General features: G+C 65.6%; 15 protein-coding genes. 11 read left to right on the forward strand and 4 right to left on the reverse strand.

All coding sequences use genetic code 11. The annotated features are described in order from the left end of the window. Window positions 1–3: 3 nt before the first annotated feature. Both HQ354_RS03075 and HQ354_RS03080 read right to left on the reverse strand, forming a co-directional pair. Entirely contained in the window at window positions 4–825 is an 822-nt protein-coding gene (locus HQ354_RS03075) for a thioesterase family protein (RefSeq protein WP_222634145.1), read from the reverse strand. Then, on the reverse strand, window positions 822–1676 hold the full coding sequence (locus HQ354_RS03080) for a RecB family exonuclease (RefSeq protein WP_222634232.1): 855 nt from the start codon (window positions 1674–1676) through the stop codon (window positions 822–824). The genes HQ354_RS03075 and HQ354_RS03080 overlap by 4 nt, the downstream gene beginning before the upstream one ends. A 164-nt stretch (window positions 1677–1840) precedes the next feature. Between HQ354_RS03080 and HQ354_RS03085 the strand changes: the two genes are divergently transcribed. Beyond that, window positions 1841–2770 carry a tRNA (adenine-N1)-methyltransferase gene (locus HQ354_RS03085; RefSeq protein ID WP_222634146.1) on the forward strand — a complete coding sequence of 310 codons (930 nt, stop codon included), beginning with the start codon at window positions 1841–1843 and terminating at the stop codon, window positions 2768–2770. A gap of 30 nt (window positions 2771–2800) precedes the next feature. On the opposite strand, the gene HQ354_RS03090 is transcribed toward HQ354_RS03085, so the two are convergent. After that, window positions 2801–3286, reverse strand: a complete 486-nt coding sequence (locus HQ354_RS03090) for a hypothetical protein (protein WP_222634233.1) — start codon at window positions 3284–3286, stop codon at window positions 2801–2803. A gap of 182 nt (window positions 3287–3468) precedes the next feature. Here HQ354_RS03090 and arc point away from each other — a divergent pair, with 182 nt between their 5' ends. From arc to prcA, 5 genes are all read left to right on the forward strand, one after another. Further along, window positions 3469–5241: a proteasome ATPase gene (gene arc, locus HQ354_RS03095; protein ID WP_222634147.1), complete on the forward strand. Its 1773-nt coding sequence runs from the start codon at window positions 3469–3471 to the stop codon at window positions 5239–5241. 129 nt (window positions 5242–5370) lie between these two features. Continuing rightward, window positions 5371–6870 (forward strand): depupylase/deamidase Dop, encoded by a 1500-nt coding sequence (dop, locus tag HQ354_RS03100; protein ID WP_068424139.1) that lies wholly within the window; start codon window positions 5371–5373, stop codon window positions 6868–6870. 131 nt (window positions 6871–7001) lie between these two features. Beyond that, window positions 7002–7196, forward strand: coding sequence for a ubiquitin-like protein Pup (locus tag HQ354_RS03105; RefSeq protein ID WP_068424137.1), 195 nt, complete (start codon window positions 7002–7004; stop codon window positions 7194–7196). Next, on the forward strand, window positions 7193–8068 hold the full coding sequence (prcB, locus tag HQ354_RS03110; RefSeq protein ID WP_068424135.1) for a proteasome subunit beta: 876 nt from the start codon (window positions 7193–7195) through the stop codon (window positions 8066–8068). The genes HQ354_RS03105 and prcB overlap by 4 nt, the downstream gene beginning before the upstream one ends. Further along, complete coding sequence (prcA, locus tag HQ354_RS03115) at window positions 8065–8799, forward strand: proteasome subunit alpha (protein ID WP_068424133.1); 735 nt, start codon at window positions 8065–8067, stop codon at window positions 8797–8799. The genes prcB and prcA overlap by 4 nt, the downstream gene beginning before the upstream one ends. Before the next feature lie 30 nt (window positions 8800–8829). Here prcA and HQ354_RS03120 read toward each other — a convergent pair whose 3' ends face one another. Next, window positions 8830–10245 carry a bifunctional phosphatase PAP2/diacylglycerol kinase family protein gene (locus tag HQ354_RS03120; protein WP_222634234.1) on the reverse strand — a complete coding sequence of 472 codons (1416 nt, stop codon included), beginning with the start codon at window positions 10243–10245 and terminating at the stop codon, window positions 8830–8832. Between the two features lie 177 nt (window positions 10246–10422). Here HQ354_RS03120 and pafA point away from each other — a divergent pair, with 177 nt between their 5' ends. The 5 genes from pafA to tatC all read left to right on the forward strand — a co-directional run bounded on the left by pafA (window position 10423) and on the right by tatC (window position 15224). Then, window positions 10423–11781, forward strand: coding sequence for a Pup--protein ligase (gene pafA, locus HQ354_RS03125; protein WP_222634148.1), 1359 nt, complete (start codon window positions 10423–10425; stop codon window positions 11779–11781). A gap of 32 nt (window positions 11782–11813) precedes the next feature. Further along, window positions 11814–12848 carry a YafY family protein gene (locus HQ354_RS03130; RefSeq protein ID WP_222634149.1) on the forward strand — a complete coding sequence of 345 codons (1035 nt, stop codon included), beginning with the start codon at window positions 11814–11816 and terminating at the stop codon, window positions 12846–12848. Beyond that, a complete protein-coding gene (locus tag HQ354_RS03135; RefSeq protein ID WP_222634150.1) occupies window positions 12845–13813 on the forward strand; it encodes a YafY family protein in 969 nt (322 codons plus the stop codon). Before HQ354_RS03130 ends, HQ354_RS03135 begins: the two co-directional genes overlap by 4 nt. Before the next feature lie 122 nt (window positions 13814–13935). Next, window positions 13936–14190 carry a Sec-independent protein translocase subunit TatA gene (gene tatA / locus HQ354_RS03140; RefSeq protein WP_068424127.1) on the forward strand — a complete coding sequence of 85 codons (255 nt, stop codon included), beginning with the start codon at window positions 13936–13938 and terminating at the stop codon, window positions 14188–14190. Window positions 14191–14261: 71 nt separating this feature from the next. Beyond that, window positions 14262–15224 carry a twin-arginine translocase subunit TatC gene (gene tatC / locus HQ354_RS03145; protein ID WP_068424125.1) on the forward strand — a complete coding sequence of 321 codons (963 nt, stop codon included), beginning with the start codon at window positions 14262–14264 and terminating at the stop codon, window positions 15222–15224. Window positions 15225–15229: the final 5 nt, after the last annotated feature.

Raw genomic sequence — 15229 nt, forward strand, 5'->3', positions numbered from 1 at the left:
ACCTCACCGAGGTCGTACCAGCACCGTCTGAGCGATCCGCCCGACGGGCCCGCGTTCGTCGTGGAGCACTCCTGCGGACATCGCGAATCCGCCGGGGCCGGTGGATGTTTCGGCGGACACGCCCACCCAGTCACCGACCGGTTCGCGAAACACGTGCACGGTGAGATCGGTGTTGAGGAACGTCCATCGGTCGATGTCGATCTTGGCACCGATCCCGTTGGCGATGTCCGCGATCGAGAACAAGCGCTCCATCGGAGTCATCGATTCGCCCTCCACGAGAGCGGGTTTCGGACGTGCCCACACCTGACCGGGCCCGTCGACGCCGAACTCGGTGAGCGCGCGCATCTCGACGTTGTCGAGGTAACCGGACTTCCAGGTGCCGCCCCAGGTGTGAACAACGGCCTCGGACAACGGTTTCAGCGGCGTGTCTGCGGCGGACGAGACGGCGGCCGTGTCCGCGCTCGCCATGCGCCACGCCGTTCCTCTGGCGACGGCTCGGTCGACACCGGAACTCGTACGCGCCCACAGCTCGGCGACGACGAGTTCGATGGACGACCCGGGGCGCTCCATCCACGCGCGAACTTCGATGTCTGCGATGGGAACTGGGCCGAGTAGCTCGACGACGACCCGCGTGAGCTGCATGTCGAGACGAGGGGAGACGCGCCCCAGCGCTCGGACCAGCAGAGCAGACGGGGGCGCGCCGTGCTGCATCGTGGGTGCCCACAGGCTGACGGTTCGATCGGTGGCGCGGAACACCTCGTGTCCGCGCTCGTTCGGGCCGAGCGGAACGTAGAACGCGTCGGCGGTCGCTGGACTCGGTGTCATCGGTCGCCTCCGGCAGGCCAACCGGGGTACGCAGGCGGGGTTCCGCCGAACTCCGGGCACAGCGGCTGGTGATCGCACCACTTGCACAGTGTTCCGCGACGGGGTTGGAAATCGCCGGTCTCGCCCGCGGTCACGATCGCCTTCCAGATCGCGGACAGCATGCGCTCGAAGCGCAGCAACTCGCCCTCGTCGGGGGCGTACGTCAACGACTTCTTGTCCGCGAGATACATCAGCTTGAGCTGCGCAGGAACGATGCCGCGCATCCGCATGATCACGAGCGCGTAGAACTTCATCTGGAACAGCGCCTTGGCCTCGGTGAATCCGCTGGGCGCACGGCCGGTCTTGTAGTCGACGACGCGAACCATGCCGTTGGGCGCGACGTCGATCCGGTCGATGAAACCGCGCAGGGGAGTGCCGTCGGCGAGCTCGATCTCGACGCGCTGTTCGCACGACTCGGGTTCGAACCGAGTGGGATCCTCCATCTCGTAGTAACCGCTGACGAGTGCTCGTGCTTGGTCGAGCAACGTGGCACGTTCGTCAGGAGTGAGCAGATCCGCAATCTCCGGAGACTCGGCGACGACGCGTTCCCACGCTGGGTCGACGAGCTCGACTGCCGTCGCCGAATCTCTTGTCGCGCTTGGCATTCCGTACAGTGCTTCCAGTGCTGCGTGAACGACGGTTCCCTTGACCTGAGCGGTGGTCGACTTCTCCGGGATGCGATCGACCGCACGGAAGCGGTACAGCAGCGGGCACTGTTTGAAGTCGTTGGCGCGCGAGGGTGACAGTGCGGGCCTGCTCCGTCGAGAAGGGTCCGTCGCGTCCGGGGCAGTCGATCCGACGGAGAGCTCCATCGGCAGCGAATCGGTGATACTCACACCACGCAGACTAAGCCCGTCGTCCGACACGATCGTGGAGGCACGTAATCTGGTCGGTCGAGTCGTCGTCCACTTCGGAGGCGACACGACCTCCGCGAGCACCGACGAAAGAGAGAACTGCTGTGTCTTCGGACGAGAGCATGTCTTCGGACGAGACCCAGTCCCACCTCGAGATTCAGTCACACGACGAGATCCAGTCCCATGACGAGAGTCTCGCGCACCACACCGGTCCGGCGCGCAGCGGCCCGTTCCGTGTCGGTGACCGCGTTCAGCTCACGGACGGCAAGGGACGTCACTACACCGTCGTTCTCGACGCGGGCAAGGAGTTCCACACCCACCGCGGCGGCATCACGCACGACGCGCTGATCGGCGCCGACGAGGGCAGCGTCGTCACGTCGGTGAACGGCACGCCGTACCTCGCTCTTCGTCCGCTGCTGACCGACTACGTGCTCTCGATGCCGCGCGGCGCGCAGGTGATCTACCCGAAGGATGCGGCGCAGATCGTGCACGAAGGGGACGTGTTCCCCGGGGCTCGCGTGCTGGAAGCCGGTGCAGGGTCGGGAGCGCTCACGTGCTCGCTGCTTCGCGCCGTCGGACCGAGCGGCACCGTCATCTCGTACGAGATCCGCCAGGATCACGCCGACTACGCGGTCAAGAACGTCGAGACGTTCTTCGGTGAGCGGCCCGACAACTGGGAACTCACCGTCGCGGACATCAGCCGGTTCGCCGACGACCGGCCCGGGGAGACCGTCGACCGCGTCGTTCTCGACATGCTGGCTCCGTGGGACGCGCTGCCCACCGTCGCCGACGTGTTGGTCCCGGGCGGCGTGCTCATCGTCTACGTCGCGACCGTCACGCAGCTGTCCCGCGTCGTGGAGGCCCTGCGCGAGCAGGAATGCTGGACCGAGCCGCGCTCGTGGGAATCGATCGTGCGCGGATGGCACGTCGTAGGCCTCGCCGTGCGCCCCGAACATCGGATGCAGGGGCACACGGCCTTCCTCGTCAGCGCGCGAAAGCTTGCGGCGGGGACGGTGACGCCCAAGCCGCAGCGTCGCTCCGGCAAGGGCTGATCACATGCACCGGCCGATCGACTCCGAGTTCTATACGCAGGGCGCCTGTCCCATGGCGAGGATCTGGCACGCACTCGCGTCGGACACCTTCCACTTGCCGTCGATCAGTACCCACGTGTTCGGCGTCGGAGCCGTCGCGCCTCGTGCGGTCGCGATCGTGACCGGCGCGGTCGCCGTCTCGCCCTCGACCGCCGGCTCGTCGACCTGGAAGGTGATGTCCCCGTAGTTCGCGAGGGCGGCCGTCATCTGCTCGAGGTTCGCCAGCCGAGCCTGACCGTTCTCCACGGTCGCGGCCTTGGTCGTCGCGTCGACCTGCGGGTCGACGAGCAGGTTCAGCGACGCGGTCAACTCGTCGACGGTCGGAGCTGCGACGTTCCCCGCCGCGGACCGAGTGGTCTCCGAGGTCACCGCGGCAGTCGTCGTGTGATCCGCGTGATCGGTGTCGTCGCCGGAGCTGCACCCGGCGATCAGGAGTGCCCCCGAGACGGACACGACCGCTGCTGTGACTTTGAACATTTTCACTGGTGACGTCTCTCCCTCGAGATGCAGAAATCGCAGGTGGTCAGGCGAGGCTAACATGACGCGACTCAGGGTTCGGACGGCTCGAACCGGGGCATACGAGACCACTGGATCGTGTCCACACGCACTTTTGCCGCCGTGCCGGTAGCGTTGACTGATCGGACTGGGAGGAGTCGCTCATGAGCTCGACAGACAATCCGGATTCGGCCGCGGCCAGAGCGGAACTCGACAACGTGCGCGCCGAAGCTGCGTCGCTGCGTCGACAGCTGGGCCAACTGGGCGAATCGCCTGAACACGTACGCGAACTCGAGGCGCGCGTCGACTCGCTTTCTCTGCGCAATTCGAAGTTGATGGACACCCTCAAGGAGGCACGCCAGCAACTCATCGCGCTGCGCGAAGAGGTCGACCGCCTGGGACAACCGCCGAGCGGCTACGGGATTCTGTTGACCGTCCACGAGGACGACACCGTCGACGTGTTCACGTCGGGGCGCAAGATGCGGTTGACGTGTTCGCCGAACATCGAGACCGACACGCTCGCATCGGGGCAGACCGTCCGGCTGAACGAAGCGCTGACCATCGTCGAGGCAGGTTCGTTCGAGCAGGTCGGTGAGATCAGTACGCTCCGCGAGCTCTTGGGTGACGGCTCGCGGGCGTTGGTGGTCGGTCACGCGGACGAGGAACGTGTGGTGTGGTTGGCCAAGCCGTTGTTCGACATGGCCAACGACGAGGGCCCCGACGATCCAGGCGAGCCGTCGCGCAGGCTTCGGCCCGGCGATTCATTGCTCGTGGACACGAAGGCGGGCTACGCATTCGAACGAGTTCCCAAGGCGGAGGTCGAGGACCTCGTGCTCGAGGAAGTGCCCGACGTCGGCTACGAGGACATCGGTGGCCTCGGAAGGCAGATCGAGCAGATTCGTGACGCGGTGGAATTGCCGTTCCTGCACAAGGATCTGTTCCACGAGTACTCGCTTCGGCCTCCGAAGGGTGTGCTGCTGTACGGCCCGCCGGGATGCGGTAAAACGCTGATCGCCAAGGCCGTCGCCAACTCGCTTGCGAAGAAGATCGCCGAGGCGCGCGGCCAGGATGCCAAGGAAGCCAAGTCGTACTTCCTGAACATCAAGGGCCCCGAGTTGCTCAACAAGTTCGTCGGTGAAACCGAGCGTCACATCAGGATGATCTTTCAGCGTGCGCGCGAGAAGGCGTCCGAGGGAACGCCGGTCATCGTGTTCTTCGACGAGATGGATTCCATCTTCCGCACGCGCGGATCGGGTGTGTCCTCCGACGTCGAAACCACGGTCGTGCCACAGCTTCTCGCCGAGATCGACGGCGTGGAAGGTCTCGAGAACGTCATCGTCATCGGCGCGTCCAACCGCGAGGACATGATCGATCCGGCCATCCTTCGCCCCGGCCGTCTCGACGTGAAGATCAAGATCGAGCGTCCCGACGCGGAGTCGGCACAGGACATCTTCTCGAAGTACCTGACCGATTCGCTGCCGGTCAACGCCGACGACCTCGCCGAGTTCGGCGGAGATCGGCCGTCGTGCGTACGCGCGATGATCGAGCGGGTCGTCGACCGTATGTACGCCGAGAGCGACGACAACCGGTTCCTCGAGGTCACGTACGCCAACGGGGACAAGGAAGTTCTGTACTTCAAGGACTTCAATTCGGGCGCGATGATCCAGAACATCGTCGACAGGTCGAAGAAGTACGCGATCAAGTCGGTTCTCGAATCGGGCAATCCGGGTCTGCGGGTGCAGCACCTGTTCGACTCGATCGTCGACGAGTTCGCCGAGAACGAGGACCTGCCGAACACCACCAACCCGGACGACTGGGCGCGTATCTCCGGCAAGAAGGGCGAACGCATCGTCTACATCCGCACGTTGGTCACCGGCAAGAACGCGAGTGCGTCGCGCGCGATCGACACCGAGTCCAACACGGGGCAGTACCTGTAAGGGCCGTGTGAGGCAACCGAGGTCTTCGTCGGGGCCGTTCGTACATCGTGCGAACGGCCCCGACGCTTTCGGCCGTTCGACGGTCCTGGGTTCGATGCCGGTCGCGTTCATCACCTAGGCTCGTAGATTATGCAGCGCATCATCGGTATCGAGGTCGAGTACGGAATTTCGTCACCGAGCGAACCGACGGCGAACCCGATCCTGACATCCACCCAGGCCGTGCTGGCGTACGCCGCGGCGGCCGGAGTGCCGCGTGCGAAGCGAACCAGGTGGGATTACGAGGTCGAGTCACCCTTGCGCGACGCACGCGGATTCGATCTGGGTCGCTTCAGCGGGCCGGCCCCGGTCATCGACGCCGACGAGGTCGGCGCCGCCAACATGATCCTGACCAACGGCGCACGGTTGTACGTCGACCACGCCCACCCCGAGTATTCGGCACCGGAGGTGAGCGACCCGCTCGACGCCGTCATCTGGGACAAGGCGGGCGAACGCGTCATGGAGGCGGCCGCTCGCCACGCGTCGAGTGTTCCCGGAGCGCCGCGTCTGCAGCTCTACAAGAACAACGTCGACGGCAAGGGCGCGTCGTACGGCACGCACGAGAACTACCTGATGTCGCGAGAGACGCCGTTCTCCGCGGTGATCGCCGGACTGTCACCGTTCTTCGCATCCCGCCAGGTCATCACGGGATCCGGACGGGTCGGTCTCGGGCAGTCGGGCGACGAGGCCGGTTTCCAGCTGTCGCAGCGCGCAGACTACATCGAGGTCGAGGTGGGGCTCGAGACCACGCTGAAGCGCGGCATCATCAACACGCGCGACGAGCCGCACGCCGACGCGGACAAGTACCGCCGGCTGCACTGCATCATCGGCGACGCGAACCTCGCCGAGATGGCGACGTACCTCAAGGTGGGCACGACGGCTCTCGTCCTCGACATCATCGAGGCGGGCGTCGACCTGTCGGACCTGCAGCTGGCTCGTCCGGTCACGGCCGTCCATCAGATCAGCCACGACCCGACGCTGCGGCAGGCTGTTGCACTCGCCGACGGGCGGGAACTGACGGGTCTGGCCTTGCAGCGCATCTACCACCAGCGCGTCGCGAAGTTCGTGGCCAGTGAGGGCAACGACGACCCCCGCGTCGCCGACATCCTGGACAAGTGGGCCATGGTGCTCGATCTGCTCGAACGCGATCCCATGGAGTGTGCGAACCTGCTGGACTGGCCTGCGAAGCTGCGGTTGCTCGAGGGATTCCGTCAGCGCGAAGGGCTCGGCTGGTCGGCGCCCCGGCTGCACCTCGTCGACCTGCAGTACTCCGACGTCCGCCTGGACAAGGGCCTGTACAACCGCCTCGTGGCGCGCGGCTCGATGGAGCGGCTCGTCACCGAACAGCAGGTTCTCGACGCCGTGTCGACGCCGCCCGCGGACACGCGCGCCTATTTCCGCGGAGAGGTTCTGCGCAAGTTCGGGGCCGACATCGCCGCTGCCAGTTGGGATTCGGTGATCTTCGACCTGGGCGGCGACTCGCTCGTCCGAATCCCGACGCTCGAGCCGCTGCGCGGCAGCAAGGCGCACGTCGGCGAACTTCTGGAGACCGCGGAAACGGCCGCCGAACTCGTCGAGCAACTGACCACCTGATCTGCGGCTGCGCCGCCGTCCCCGGTATTCGAAGTCGTCGGACGTTGTGTCTTGCCACCCCTGGCGCGTATCGAATCGGTAGGGTGAAGGTCCGAGCACATCGATGCGAATACGTAAGGAGGTCGGCGACTATGGCTACGGAGCAGACACGGCGCTCTGGCGGTGGCGACGGCGACGACGAGGTCCCAGGCGAGGCCGGTGGTGGTCAGGAACGTCGCGAGAAGCTGGCGGAGGAGACCGACGACCTTCTCGACGAGATCGACGACGTGCTCGAGGAGAACGCTGAAGATTTCGTTCGCGCCTACGTTCAGAAGGGCGGCCAGTGACGGAGGATCGCACAGCCGGACACGCCCCGCGTGATCTGTTGCCGTCGTTCGGCTCTCATCACTCGTCGTTCACCGATTACCTGCGCGACCATGCACCACATCTGCTCCCCGAGGGCCGTATGACGGCGGCCGGCCACGGTATGTCGGACGTTGCGCCGCACGGCACGACCATCGTCGCCGTGACCTTCGCCGGTGGCGTCCTCATCGCGGGAGACCGGCGCGCGACGCAGGGAAACCTGATCGCGAATCGGGACATGCAGAAGGTGTTCGTCACCGACGAGTACTCGGCGGCGGGCATCGCAGGCACAGCAGGTATCGCGATCGAACTGGTACGCCTGTTCGCGGTCGAACTGGAGCATTACGAGAAGATCGAGGGCGTTCCGCTCACGTTCAACGGCAAGGCCAACAAGCTGTCCTCGATGGTGCGCAGCAACCTGGGTGCCGCGATGCAAGGTCTGGCTGCCGTCCCGCTTCTCGTCGGTTTCGACATCGACGTCAACGAGCCGGAGAAGGCGGGCCGCATCGTCTCGTACGACATCGTGGGTGGACGGTACGAGGAGCAGTCGGGATATCACGCAGTCGGGTCGGGCTCCCTGTTCGCCAAGGCAGCGCTCAAGAAGCTGTACACGCCCGGTGCCACCGAGGATGCAGCCCTCGCTGCCGTCGTCGAGGCATTGTTCGACGCCGCGGACGACGATTCGGCAACCGGTGGTCCCGACGTCACGCGGGGGATCTACCCCACGGCCGTGGCGGTCACCAGCGTCGGTGCCGCTCCGGTGGCGGAATCTCGAATCGCGGACGCGGCGCAGGCTGTCATCGCGCAGCGCGCGGCCGAAGCCCGACACGCATCGCAAGGGGGGACCGCGTCATGACCATGCCGTACTACGCGTCGGCCGAGCAGATCATGCGCGATCGCTCGGAGCTCGCGCGCAAGGGCATCGCACGGGGCCGAAGCGTCATCGTTCTCACGTTCGCCGACGGCGTTCTGTTCGTTGCGGAGAACCGTTCGACCGCGCTGCACAAGGTCAGCGAGCTGTACGACCGTCTCGGTTTCGCGGCGGTCGGCAAGTACAACGAGTTCGAGAGCCTCCGCAAGGCAGGCATTCTGCACGCGGACACCAAGGGCTACACGTACGACCGGCGTGACGTCACCGGCCGCTCGCTCGCCAAGACGTACGCGCAGGCACTCGGCACGATCTTCACGGAGCAGTTGAAGCCGTACGAGGTCGAGATCTGCGTCGCCGAGGTCTCTCATTCCGACGAGGCCCCGTCGACGCAGCTTTATCGCATCACCTACGACGGGTCGATCGTCGACGAGCAGGATTTCGTCGTCATGGGCGGCACGACCGAGCCGATCGTGACGGCACTGCGCGAGTCCTACCGTCCCGGGCTCGACCTCGCCTCTGCGGTGAAGATCGCCGTCGCGGCGTTGTCCGACGGTGCAGGCGCAGGTTCCGGGGCGACAGCAGGCGGTTCCGCCGACGGTGAGAAAAAGGTTCTCGAGGTCAGCTCGCTCGAGGTCGCCGTGCTCGATCAGGCACGCCCGCGGCGTGCGTTCCGCAGGATCGCAGGCCCGGCGCTGGAAGATCTGCTTCCCGCGTAACCCATCGGCAATTCGGGCCGGCGTCGCGTCCTACCGATCGCGGTAGAGTGCGACGCCGGTTCCGCTCGCGAACTCGAACACACGGCCGTCCGCGGTGACCTCGCCGTCGGTCGCGAGTGCCACCTCCGGTCCGACGACGGACACCGTCACGGACCGAACCCGTTCGCAGACGTACGTCGTCGACGACCCGAGCGTGCCGGTCGCGGCCGCCAACAACAGACGCGTGCGAGACAGAAACGGCTTCGACGGCAGGTAGCGCACGTCGAGGGTTCCCGAGCCGATGGAGTCCCGCGACATCGGAACCTGGTCGGACGGTGAGTACCGACCGTTCCCGACGAACAGCATCCACACTGCCTTGCGCCGGCCGTCGATCGTGACGTCGAGCGGCTCGGCCGCGGCGAGGACGCGCGCCATGGCCACCGCTGCGGCAGGCCATTTCCCGATCCGCCCCTGCAGCTTCTCGCGGATGCGCACCGAGTCCGGGTAGCCGCCGAACGTCGAGGTGTTGACGAACGACACCGTACGCGCGTCGTCCACACGCACGGTCGCGACGTCGACCATGGCAGCACGTCCGTTCTCGATGGCCGACGCGGTCGCTTTCACGTCGACGATGCCCGCGTCGCTCGCGAAGTGGTTCAATGTTCCGCCGGGGAACACGGCCAGCGGAAGACCGTGCCGCACAGCGGAATCGGCGACTGCGACGATCGAACCGTCGCCGCCGCACACCCCGAGCGCCCGCGGCTGGGCCGCCGCGATGCGCCGTTCGAGTTGCTCACCGAAATCCAGATCGAGGTCAGGCTCGAACAGTTCGGCATCGGGGAGGTATCGACGAATGTCGTTCGTGATGCCGTCGTCGTCGGTGCCGGCCCCCGAATTCGTCAAGACCAACAACCCGCCGCCGCGGGGGAGTGCGGGAGCATCGCATTCTCCCCGTACGTCGGCAGGTTCCTCGGTACGCACCGCCCACCAACGGCGGGTGGAAAGAGCGAGCGTTGCGCCCAGTGCGGCACCGGCGACGACGTCGCTCGGCCAATGAACGCCGGTGTGCACGCGTGAGTAGCAGACTGCTGCGGCGACCGGGGCGAGGACGGCCCCCGCCGCAGGCGATTCGAGGGCGACGCCGGTGACGAACGCCGCGGCGGACGCCGAGTGGCCGGACGGGAACGACGACGACACCGGGGGCGACAGAAGACGACGAACGAGCGGCGTCAGTTCGGTGCCGGGACGCGTCCGCGGAAAGAGCGGCTTGAGAAGTCCGTTCGCAACGGCGCTCGCCGCGCCGACGGCGAGCACGCCTCGAACGGCTCCGCGGCGTGTACGACCCGGACGCAACGCAAGGATGCCTGCGGACACTCCCCACAGGACGCTGTGGTTCGCTGCCGTGCTCAGCGCACGAAGTGCAGGATCGGCAACCGACGCCCGCAGTGTCGCGGTTCGGTCGAACATCGCCTCGTCCCACGCGTGAACTCGGCTGGAACAGAAGTGAAGCGTGCGGAACGACCCGGGTGCGAACGAAGCGGAACGGGTTCTCATGCGTCGAGCGTAGGTGTGCAGGCCCGGCACTCGCCGAATGCGGTGTGTTGGGAGCCGTCATCGGCGCCGTCTGCGTTGTACTGTCGAAGTGTGCAGCGACGAATTATGGGCATCGAGACCGAATTCGGTGTGACGTGTACGTTCCACGGGCACAGGCGACTCAGCCCCGACGAGGTAGCCCGCTACCTCTTCCGGCGGGTCGTGTCGTGGGGACGTAGCTCCAACGTCTTTCTCCGCAACGGCGCGCGCCTCTACCTCGACGTCGGTTCGCATCCCGAATACGCGACCGCCGAGTGCGACAGTCTCCTCCAACTCGTCACGCACGATCGTGCGGGCGAGCGCGTTCTCGAAGACCTCCTCATCGACGCCGAGCAGCGCCTCGCCGAGGAAGGCATCGGCGGCGACATCTACCTGTTCAAGAACAACACCGATTCGGCAGGCAATTCGTACGGCTGCCATGAGAACTACCTCGTCCAGCGAGCCGGTGAGTTCTCGCGCATCTCGGATGTGCTGTTGCCGTTTCTGGTCACCCGTCAGCTGATCTGCGGCGCGGGCAAGGTGCTGCAGACGCCCAAGGCCGCCACGTTCTGCCTGTCGCAGCGCGCCGAGCACATCTGGGAAGGCGTCTCGTCGGCGACGACTCGGTCGCGCCCGATCATCAACACCCGCGACGAACCGCACGCGGACGCCGAGAAGTACCGTCGCCTGCACGTCATCGTCGGCGATTCGAACATGGCCGAGCCCACCACGATGCTCAAGGTCGGCACCGCCGCGCTCGTCCTCGAGATGATCGAAGCAGGTGTCGCGTTCCGAGACTTCGCTCTGGACAACCCGATTCGCGCGATCCGCGAGGTCAGTCACGACCTGACGGGTCGCAGGCCCGTGCGTCTGGCGGGCGGACGGCAGGCCAGTGCCCTCGAGATACAGCGCGAGTACCACTCTCGCGCCGTCGAACATCTGAAGAACCGCGAGCACGACCCCCAGGTCGAGCAGGTCGTCGACTTGTGGGGCCGCACCCTCGACGCCGTGGAGGCCCAGGACTTCGCCAAGGTGGACACCGAGATCGACTGGGTGATCAAGCGCAAGTTGTTCCAGCGCTATCAGGACCGGTATTCCATCGAATTGTCCGATCCCAAGATCGCTCAGCTGGATCTGGCCTACCACGACATCAAGCGGGGCCGGGGCGTCTTCGACGTACTGCAGCGCAAGGGTCTCGCCAAGCGCGTCACCGAGGACGATCAGATCGACGAGGCCGTCGACGTGCCGCCGCAGACGACGCGCGCGAAGCTTCGAGGCGAATTCATCACTGCCGCGCAGGAGGCAGGTCGTGACTTCACCGTGGACTGGGTGCATCTCAAGCTCAACGACCAGGCACAACGCACCGTTCTGTGCAAGGACCCGTTCCGCAGCGTCGACGAGCGTGTCGAGCGGTTGATCGCGTCGATGTAGCAGTCTTCGCTACGACCATTAGGCTTCTTCACGTGGCGATCAGCAAAGTCGAACGATTGATGAACTTGGTCATCTGTCTGTTGTCGACGCGTCAGTTCGTGACGGCGGAGCGGATCAGGGAAAGCGTCGCGGGATACGGGGATTCGGCAAGCGACGAGGCGTTCGGTCGGATGTTCGAGCGCGACAAGAACGAACTCCGCGACCTGGGCGTTCCTCTGGAGACGGGCGTGTCCGTCGGGAACAACGGTGTCGAGGGGTACCGCATCAACCGCGACGCGTACGAACTGCCCGACATCGATCTGAGTCGGGAGGAGGCAGCAGCCGTCGCCGTCGCCGTTCAGTTGTGGGAATCGCCCGAACTCACCTCGGCCGCGCAGAGCGCGCTGCTGAAGCTTCGTGCCGCCGGCATCCAGGTGGACCAGGACGAATCGGCCGCGTCCGTGACCGCTGTGCCCGCGCGTACACGGGGATCGGAACCTGCGCTCGGCGCTCTGCTGGCGGCCATCGATGCCGGCCGTTCGGTGAAGTTCGATCACCGGAGTTCGACGTCGGATCCGTTCACCACTCGAACGGTCGAGCCGTGGGGCGTCGTCACGTTCCGCGGGCGCTGGTACCTGGTGGGTCACGACCTCGATCGAGACGACGTTCGTACGTTCCGCCTGTCGCGCATCGGAGACGACGTGACGACGTTCGGAAGGGCGGGAAGCGTCGGCAAGCCGGACGACGTCGATCTGCAGGCGATCGTCGAGCGAGTGGCGGGGACCGCGGAGGTGAGTGGGACGGCCACCATCTGGGTCGCCGACGACCGTGCGCTCGAAATCAGACGCCTGGGCGACGTCGTCGAGCATCGCACCGTCGGAGGTCGAACGGGATCGGTGGTGCAGATCCCGGTGCGCTCGTGGGAATGGGTGACCCGGTTGGTCGCCGGACACGGCGCCGATGCGTTGGTACTCGCACCGCTCGAACTGCGTCAGGACGTGCTCACCACGCTCCGATCCGTCGCCGGTGACGCCGGCGTCGAGTCGACCGCGAACGTGACCACCGGAGTGCTCGGAATGCAACGATGAGCGCGCGTCTGTCGGTGCGGCTCGCTCGCTTGCTCAACATGGTTCCGTTCTTCCTCGCCAATCCGGGCATGAGCGCGGCCGAGGCGGCCGACGAACTCGGCGTGTCCACGAGCACTCTGATGGCCGACCTCAATCAGCTGTGGATGTGCGGACTGCCCGGCTACGGACCCGGTGATCTCATCGACCTGTCGTTCTCCGAGGAGAGCATCGAGGTGACGTTCTCGGCAGGAATCGACCGCCCTCTGCGGTTGACGTCCACGGAGGCGACGGCCTTGCTCGTGGCGCTCCGAACGTTGACGGCCATGCCGGGAATGGTGGACCCGTCGGCAGCGCAGCGCGCGATCGCGAAGATAGAGGACGCCGCAGGTACCGCGGCGGCGAACGTGCCGTCGTCCTCGGACGGTGGCATCGATGCTTCCCGGGTCGAGAATGCGACGGCAGCGGCAGTGCGCTCCGCGTCGCGCAACCAGCACGCGCTCGATCTGACCTATTACTCGGCGTCCCGCGACGCAGTATCCGAACGTGTCGTCGACCCGATCCGCACCGTCTTGATCGACGACCACAGTTACCTTCAGGCGTGGTGCCGTCGTGCCGAAGGTGTGCGGTTGTTCCGCTTCGACCGAATCGATCGCGCCGTGGAGCTCGACGAGCCGTCCCGGCCCCCGGAGGGTCTGCCGCAGGACGACAGTTTCGACATCTTCAACGACGACCCGACGCTGCCTCAGGCGCGGCTGCGTATCGCGCCCGGCTACGCGTGGGTGATGGATTACTACCCGATGACGCAGGTCGGCGCCGACGCGGACGGCTCGCTGACAGTGACCATGCGTTTCGCGACCCTCGCGTGGATGACGCGTCTGACGTTGGGCTTCGGCGAAGGCGTCACCGTTCTCGGGCCCCCTGACCTGCAGCGCAGTGTCGAGAACCGCGCGCGGTCGGCGCTGGCTGCCTACGCGGACCTGGAGTGACTCGGAGCCTGTTGTTTCGTTCGACTCAATACAGATGAACGGACAGGAAACGGCCGGTCCTCGGCGGCGTTCCCGCCGGAAACTCGGGTACGCTCGACACCATCTGATCTTGGGAGGTAAACATGGGAGCCATGAGCCCGTGGCACTGGGCGATCGTCGCGCTCGTTGTCGTCATTCTGTTCGGTTCGAAGAAGCTGCCCGACGCAGCTCGTGGACTCGGACGTTCGTTGCGCATCTTCAAGAGCGAAGTCAAGGAGATGCAGAACGACGGCAAGTCCGACGCTCCGGCCGCACCGACCGCAGCTCCGGCACAGCTCGATTCGACCCGTCCGGTCGACGCGCACGCTCACGTTCAGCCGGACTCCAAGTCCGCCTGACGTAACCCACACACTGGGGCAAACCGGGGTGCACGCCTGCACCCCGGTTCACTGCTGAGCGAAGACAGAGAATGCGAATCCCGTTCGATCCACGGCGAAGCAAGCGCCGCCTGAATCCCGACGGCACGATGTCGTTGGTCGATCACCTGTACGAACTGCGGACCCGACTGATGTGGTCGCTGCTGGCAATGGCGGTGACCACTGCGTTCGGGTTCTTCTGGTATTCACACACGATCGTCGGCATCGAGAGTCTCGGTGACCTGTTGCGTGGCCCGTACTGTTCGTTGGACCCGAGCCTGCGGGCGAATCTGAGCGGCGACGACGAGTGCAGGCTGCTCGCGACGGGGCCGTTCGATCAATTCCTGCTGCGGTTCAAGGTTGCGTTCACCGCGGGCGTCGTGATGGCGTGCCCGGTTTGGCTGTACCAGATCTGGGCGTTCGTGACGCCCGGCCTGTACTCGCAGGAACGCAAGTACGCCATCGGTTTCGTGACGTCGGCGGCGACGCTGTTCGTCGCCGGTGCGGTGCTCGCGTACTTCATCGTCGCCAAGGGACTGCACTTCCTGCTGTCGATCGGTGACAACGTGCAGATCACCGCGCTCAGCGGTGAGCAGTATTTCGGCTTTCTCATCAACCTGCTGATCATCTTCGGAGTCAGTTTCGAGATCCCGTTGTTGGTGGTCGCGCTGAACTTCGTCGGTGTCTTGACGTACGAACGACTCAAGGCATGGCGCCGCGGACTGATCTTCGCCCTGTTCGTGTTCGCAGCCATTGCGACTCCGGGCCAGGACCCGTTCTCCATGCTGGCACTGGCTCTGGCGTTGACGCTGTTGTTCGAGATCGCGGTCCAGATCGCGCGTCTGAACGACAGGCGTAAATTGCGGAAGAGAAACGACGATTGGGGTGATGTATCCGATGACGAGGCAACGTCGATCGACTCCGCGAGTTCCATCGAGTCTCCGGTTTCCGTCACGCCACCGGCAGCACGCGAGCAGATCGTTCGCCGCGACCAGGATTTCACCGACACGATCTGACGTGA

The sequence above is a fragment of the Rhodococcus sp. BP-261 genome (assembly GCF_019835205.1).
Taxonomy (GTDB): domain Bacteria; phylum Actinomycetota; class Actinomycetes; order Mycobacteriales; family Mycobacteriaceae; genus Rhodococcoides; species Rhodococcoides kyotonensis_B.

Excerpts from the sequence above, each read along its gene's own strand:
- HQ354_RS03090 (WP_222634233.1), bottom strand. The coding sequence starts at position 3,286 with ATGTTCAAAGTCACAGCAGCGGTCGTGTCCGTCTCGGGGGCACTCCTG.
- HQ354_RS03135 (WP_222634150.1), top strand. The coding sequence starts at position 12,845 with ATGAGCGCGCGTCTGTCGGTGCGGCTCGCTCGCTTGCTCAACATGGTT.
- HQ354_RS03080 (WP_222634232.1), bottom strand. The coding sequence starts at position 1,676 with ATGGAGCTCTCCGTCGGATCGACTGCCCCGGACGCGACGGACCCTTCT.
- tatA (WP_068424127.1), top strand. The coding sequence starts at position 13,936 with ATGGGAGCCATGAGCCCGTGGCACTGGGCGATCGTCGCGCTCGTTGTC.
- prcA (WP_068424133.1), top strand. The coding sequence starts at position 8,065 with ATGACCATGCCGTACTACGCGTCGGCCGAGCAGATCATGCGCGATCGC.
- arc (WP_222634147.1), top strand. The coding sequence starts at position 3,469 with ATGAGCTCGACAGACAATCCGGATTCGGCCGCGGCCAGAGCGGAACTC.
- tatC (WP_068424125.1), top strand. The coding sequence starts at position 14,262 with ATGCGAATCCCGTTCGATCCACGGCGAAGCAAGCGCCGCCTGAATCCC.
- HQ354_RS03075 (WP_222634145.1), bottom strand. The coding sequence starts at position 825 with ATGACACCGAGTCCAGCGACCGCCGACGCGTTCTACGTTCCGCTCGGC.
- HQ354_RS03085 (WP_222634146.1), top strand. The coding sequence starts at position 1,841 with ATGTCTTCGGACGAGACCCAGTCCCACCTCGAGATTCAGTCACACGAC.
- dop (WP_068424139.1), top strand. The coding sequence starts at position 5,371 with ATGCAGCGCATCATCGGTATCGAGGTCGAGTACGGAATTTCGTCACCG.
- HQ354_RS03120 (WP_222634234.1), bottom strand. The coding sequence starts at position 10,245 with ATGTTCGACCGAACCGCGACACTGCGGGCGTCGGTTGCCGATCCTGCA.
- HQ354_RS03105 (WP_068424137.1), top strand. The coding sequence starts at position 7,002 with ATGGCTACGGAGCAGACACGGCGCTCTGGCGGTGGCGACGGCGACGAC.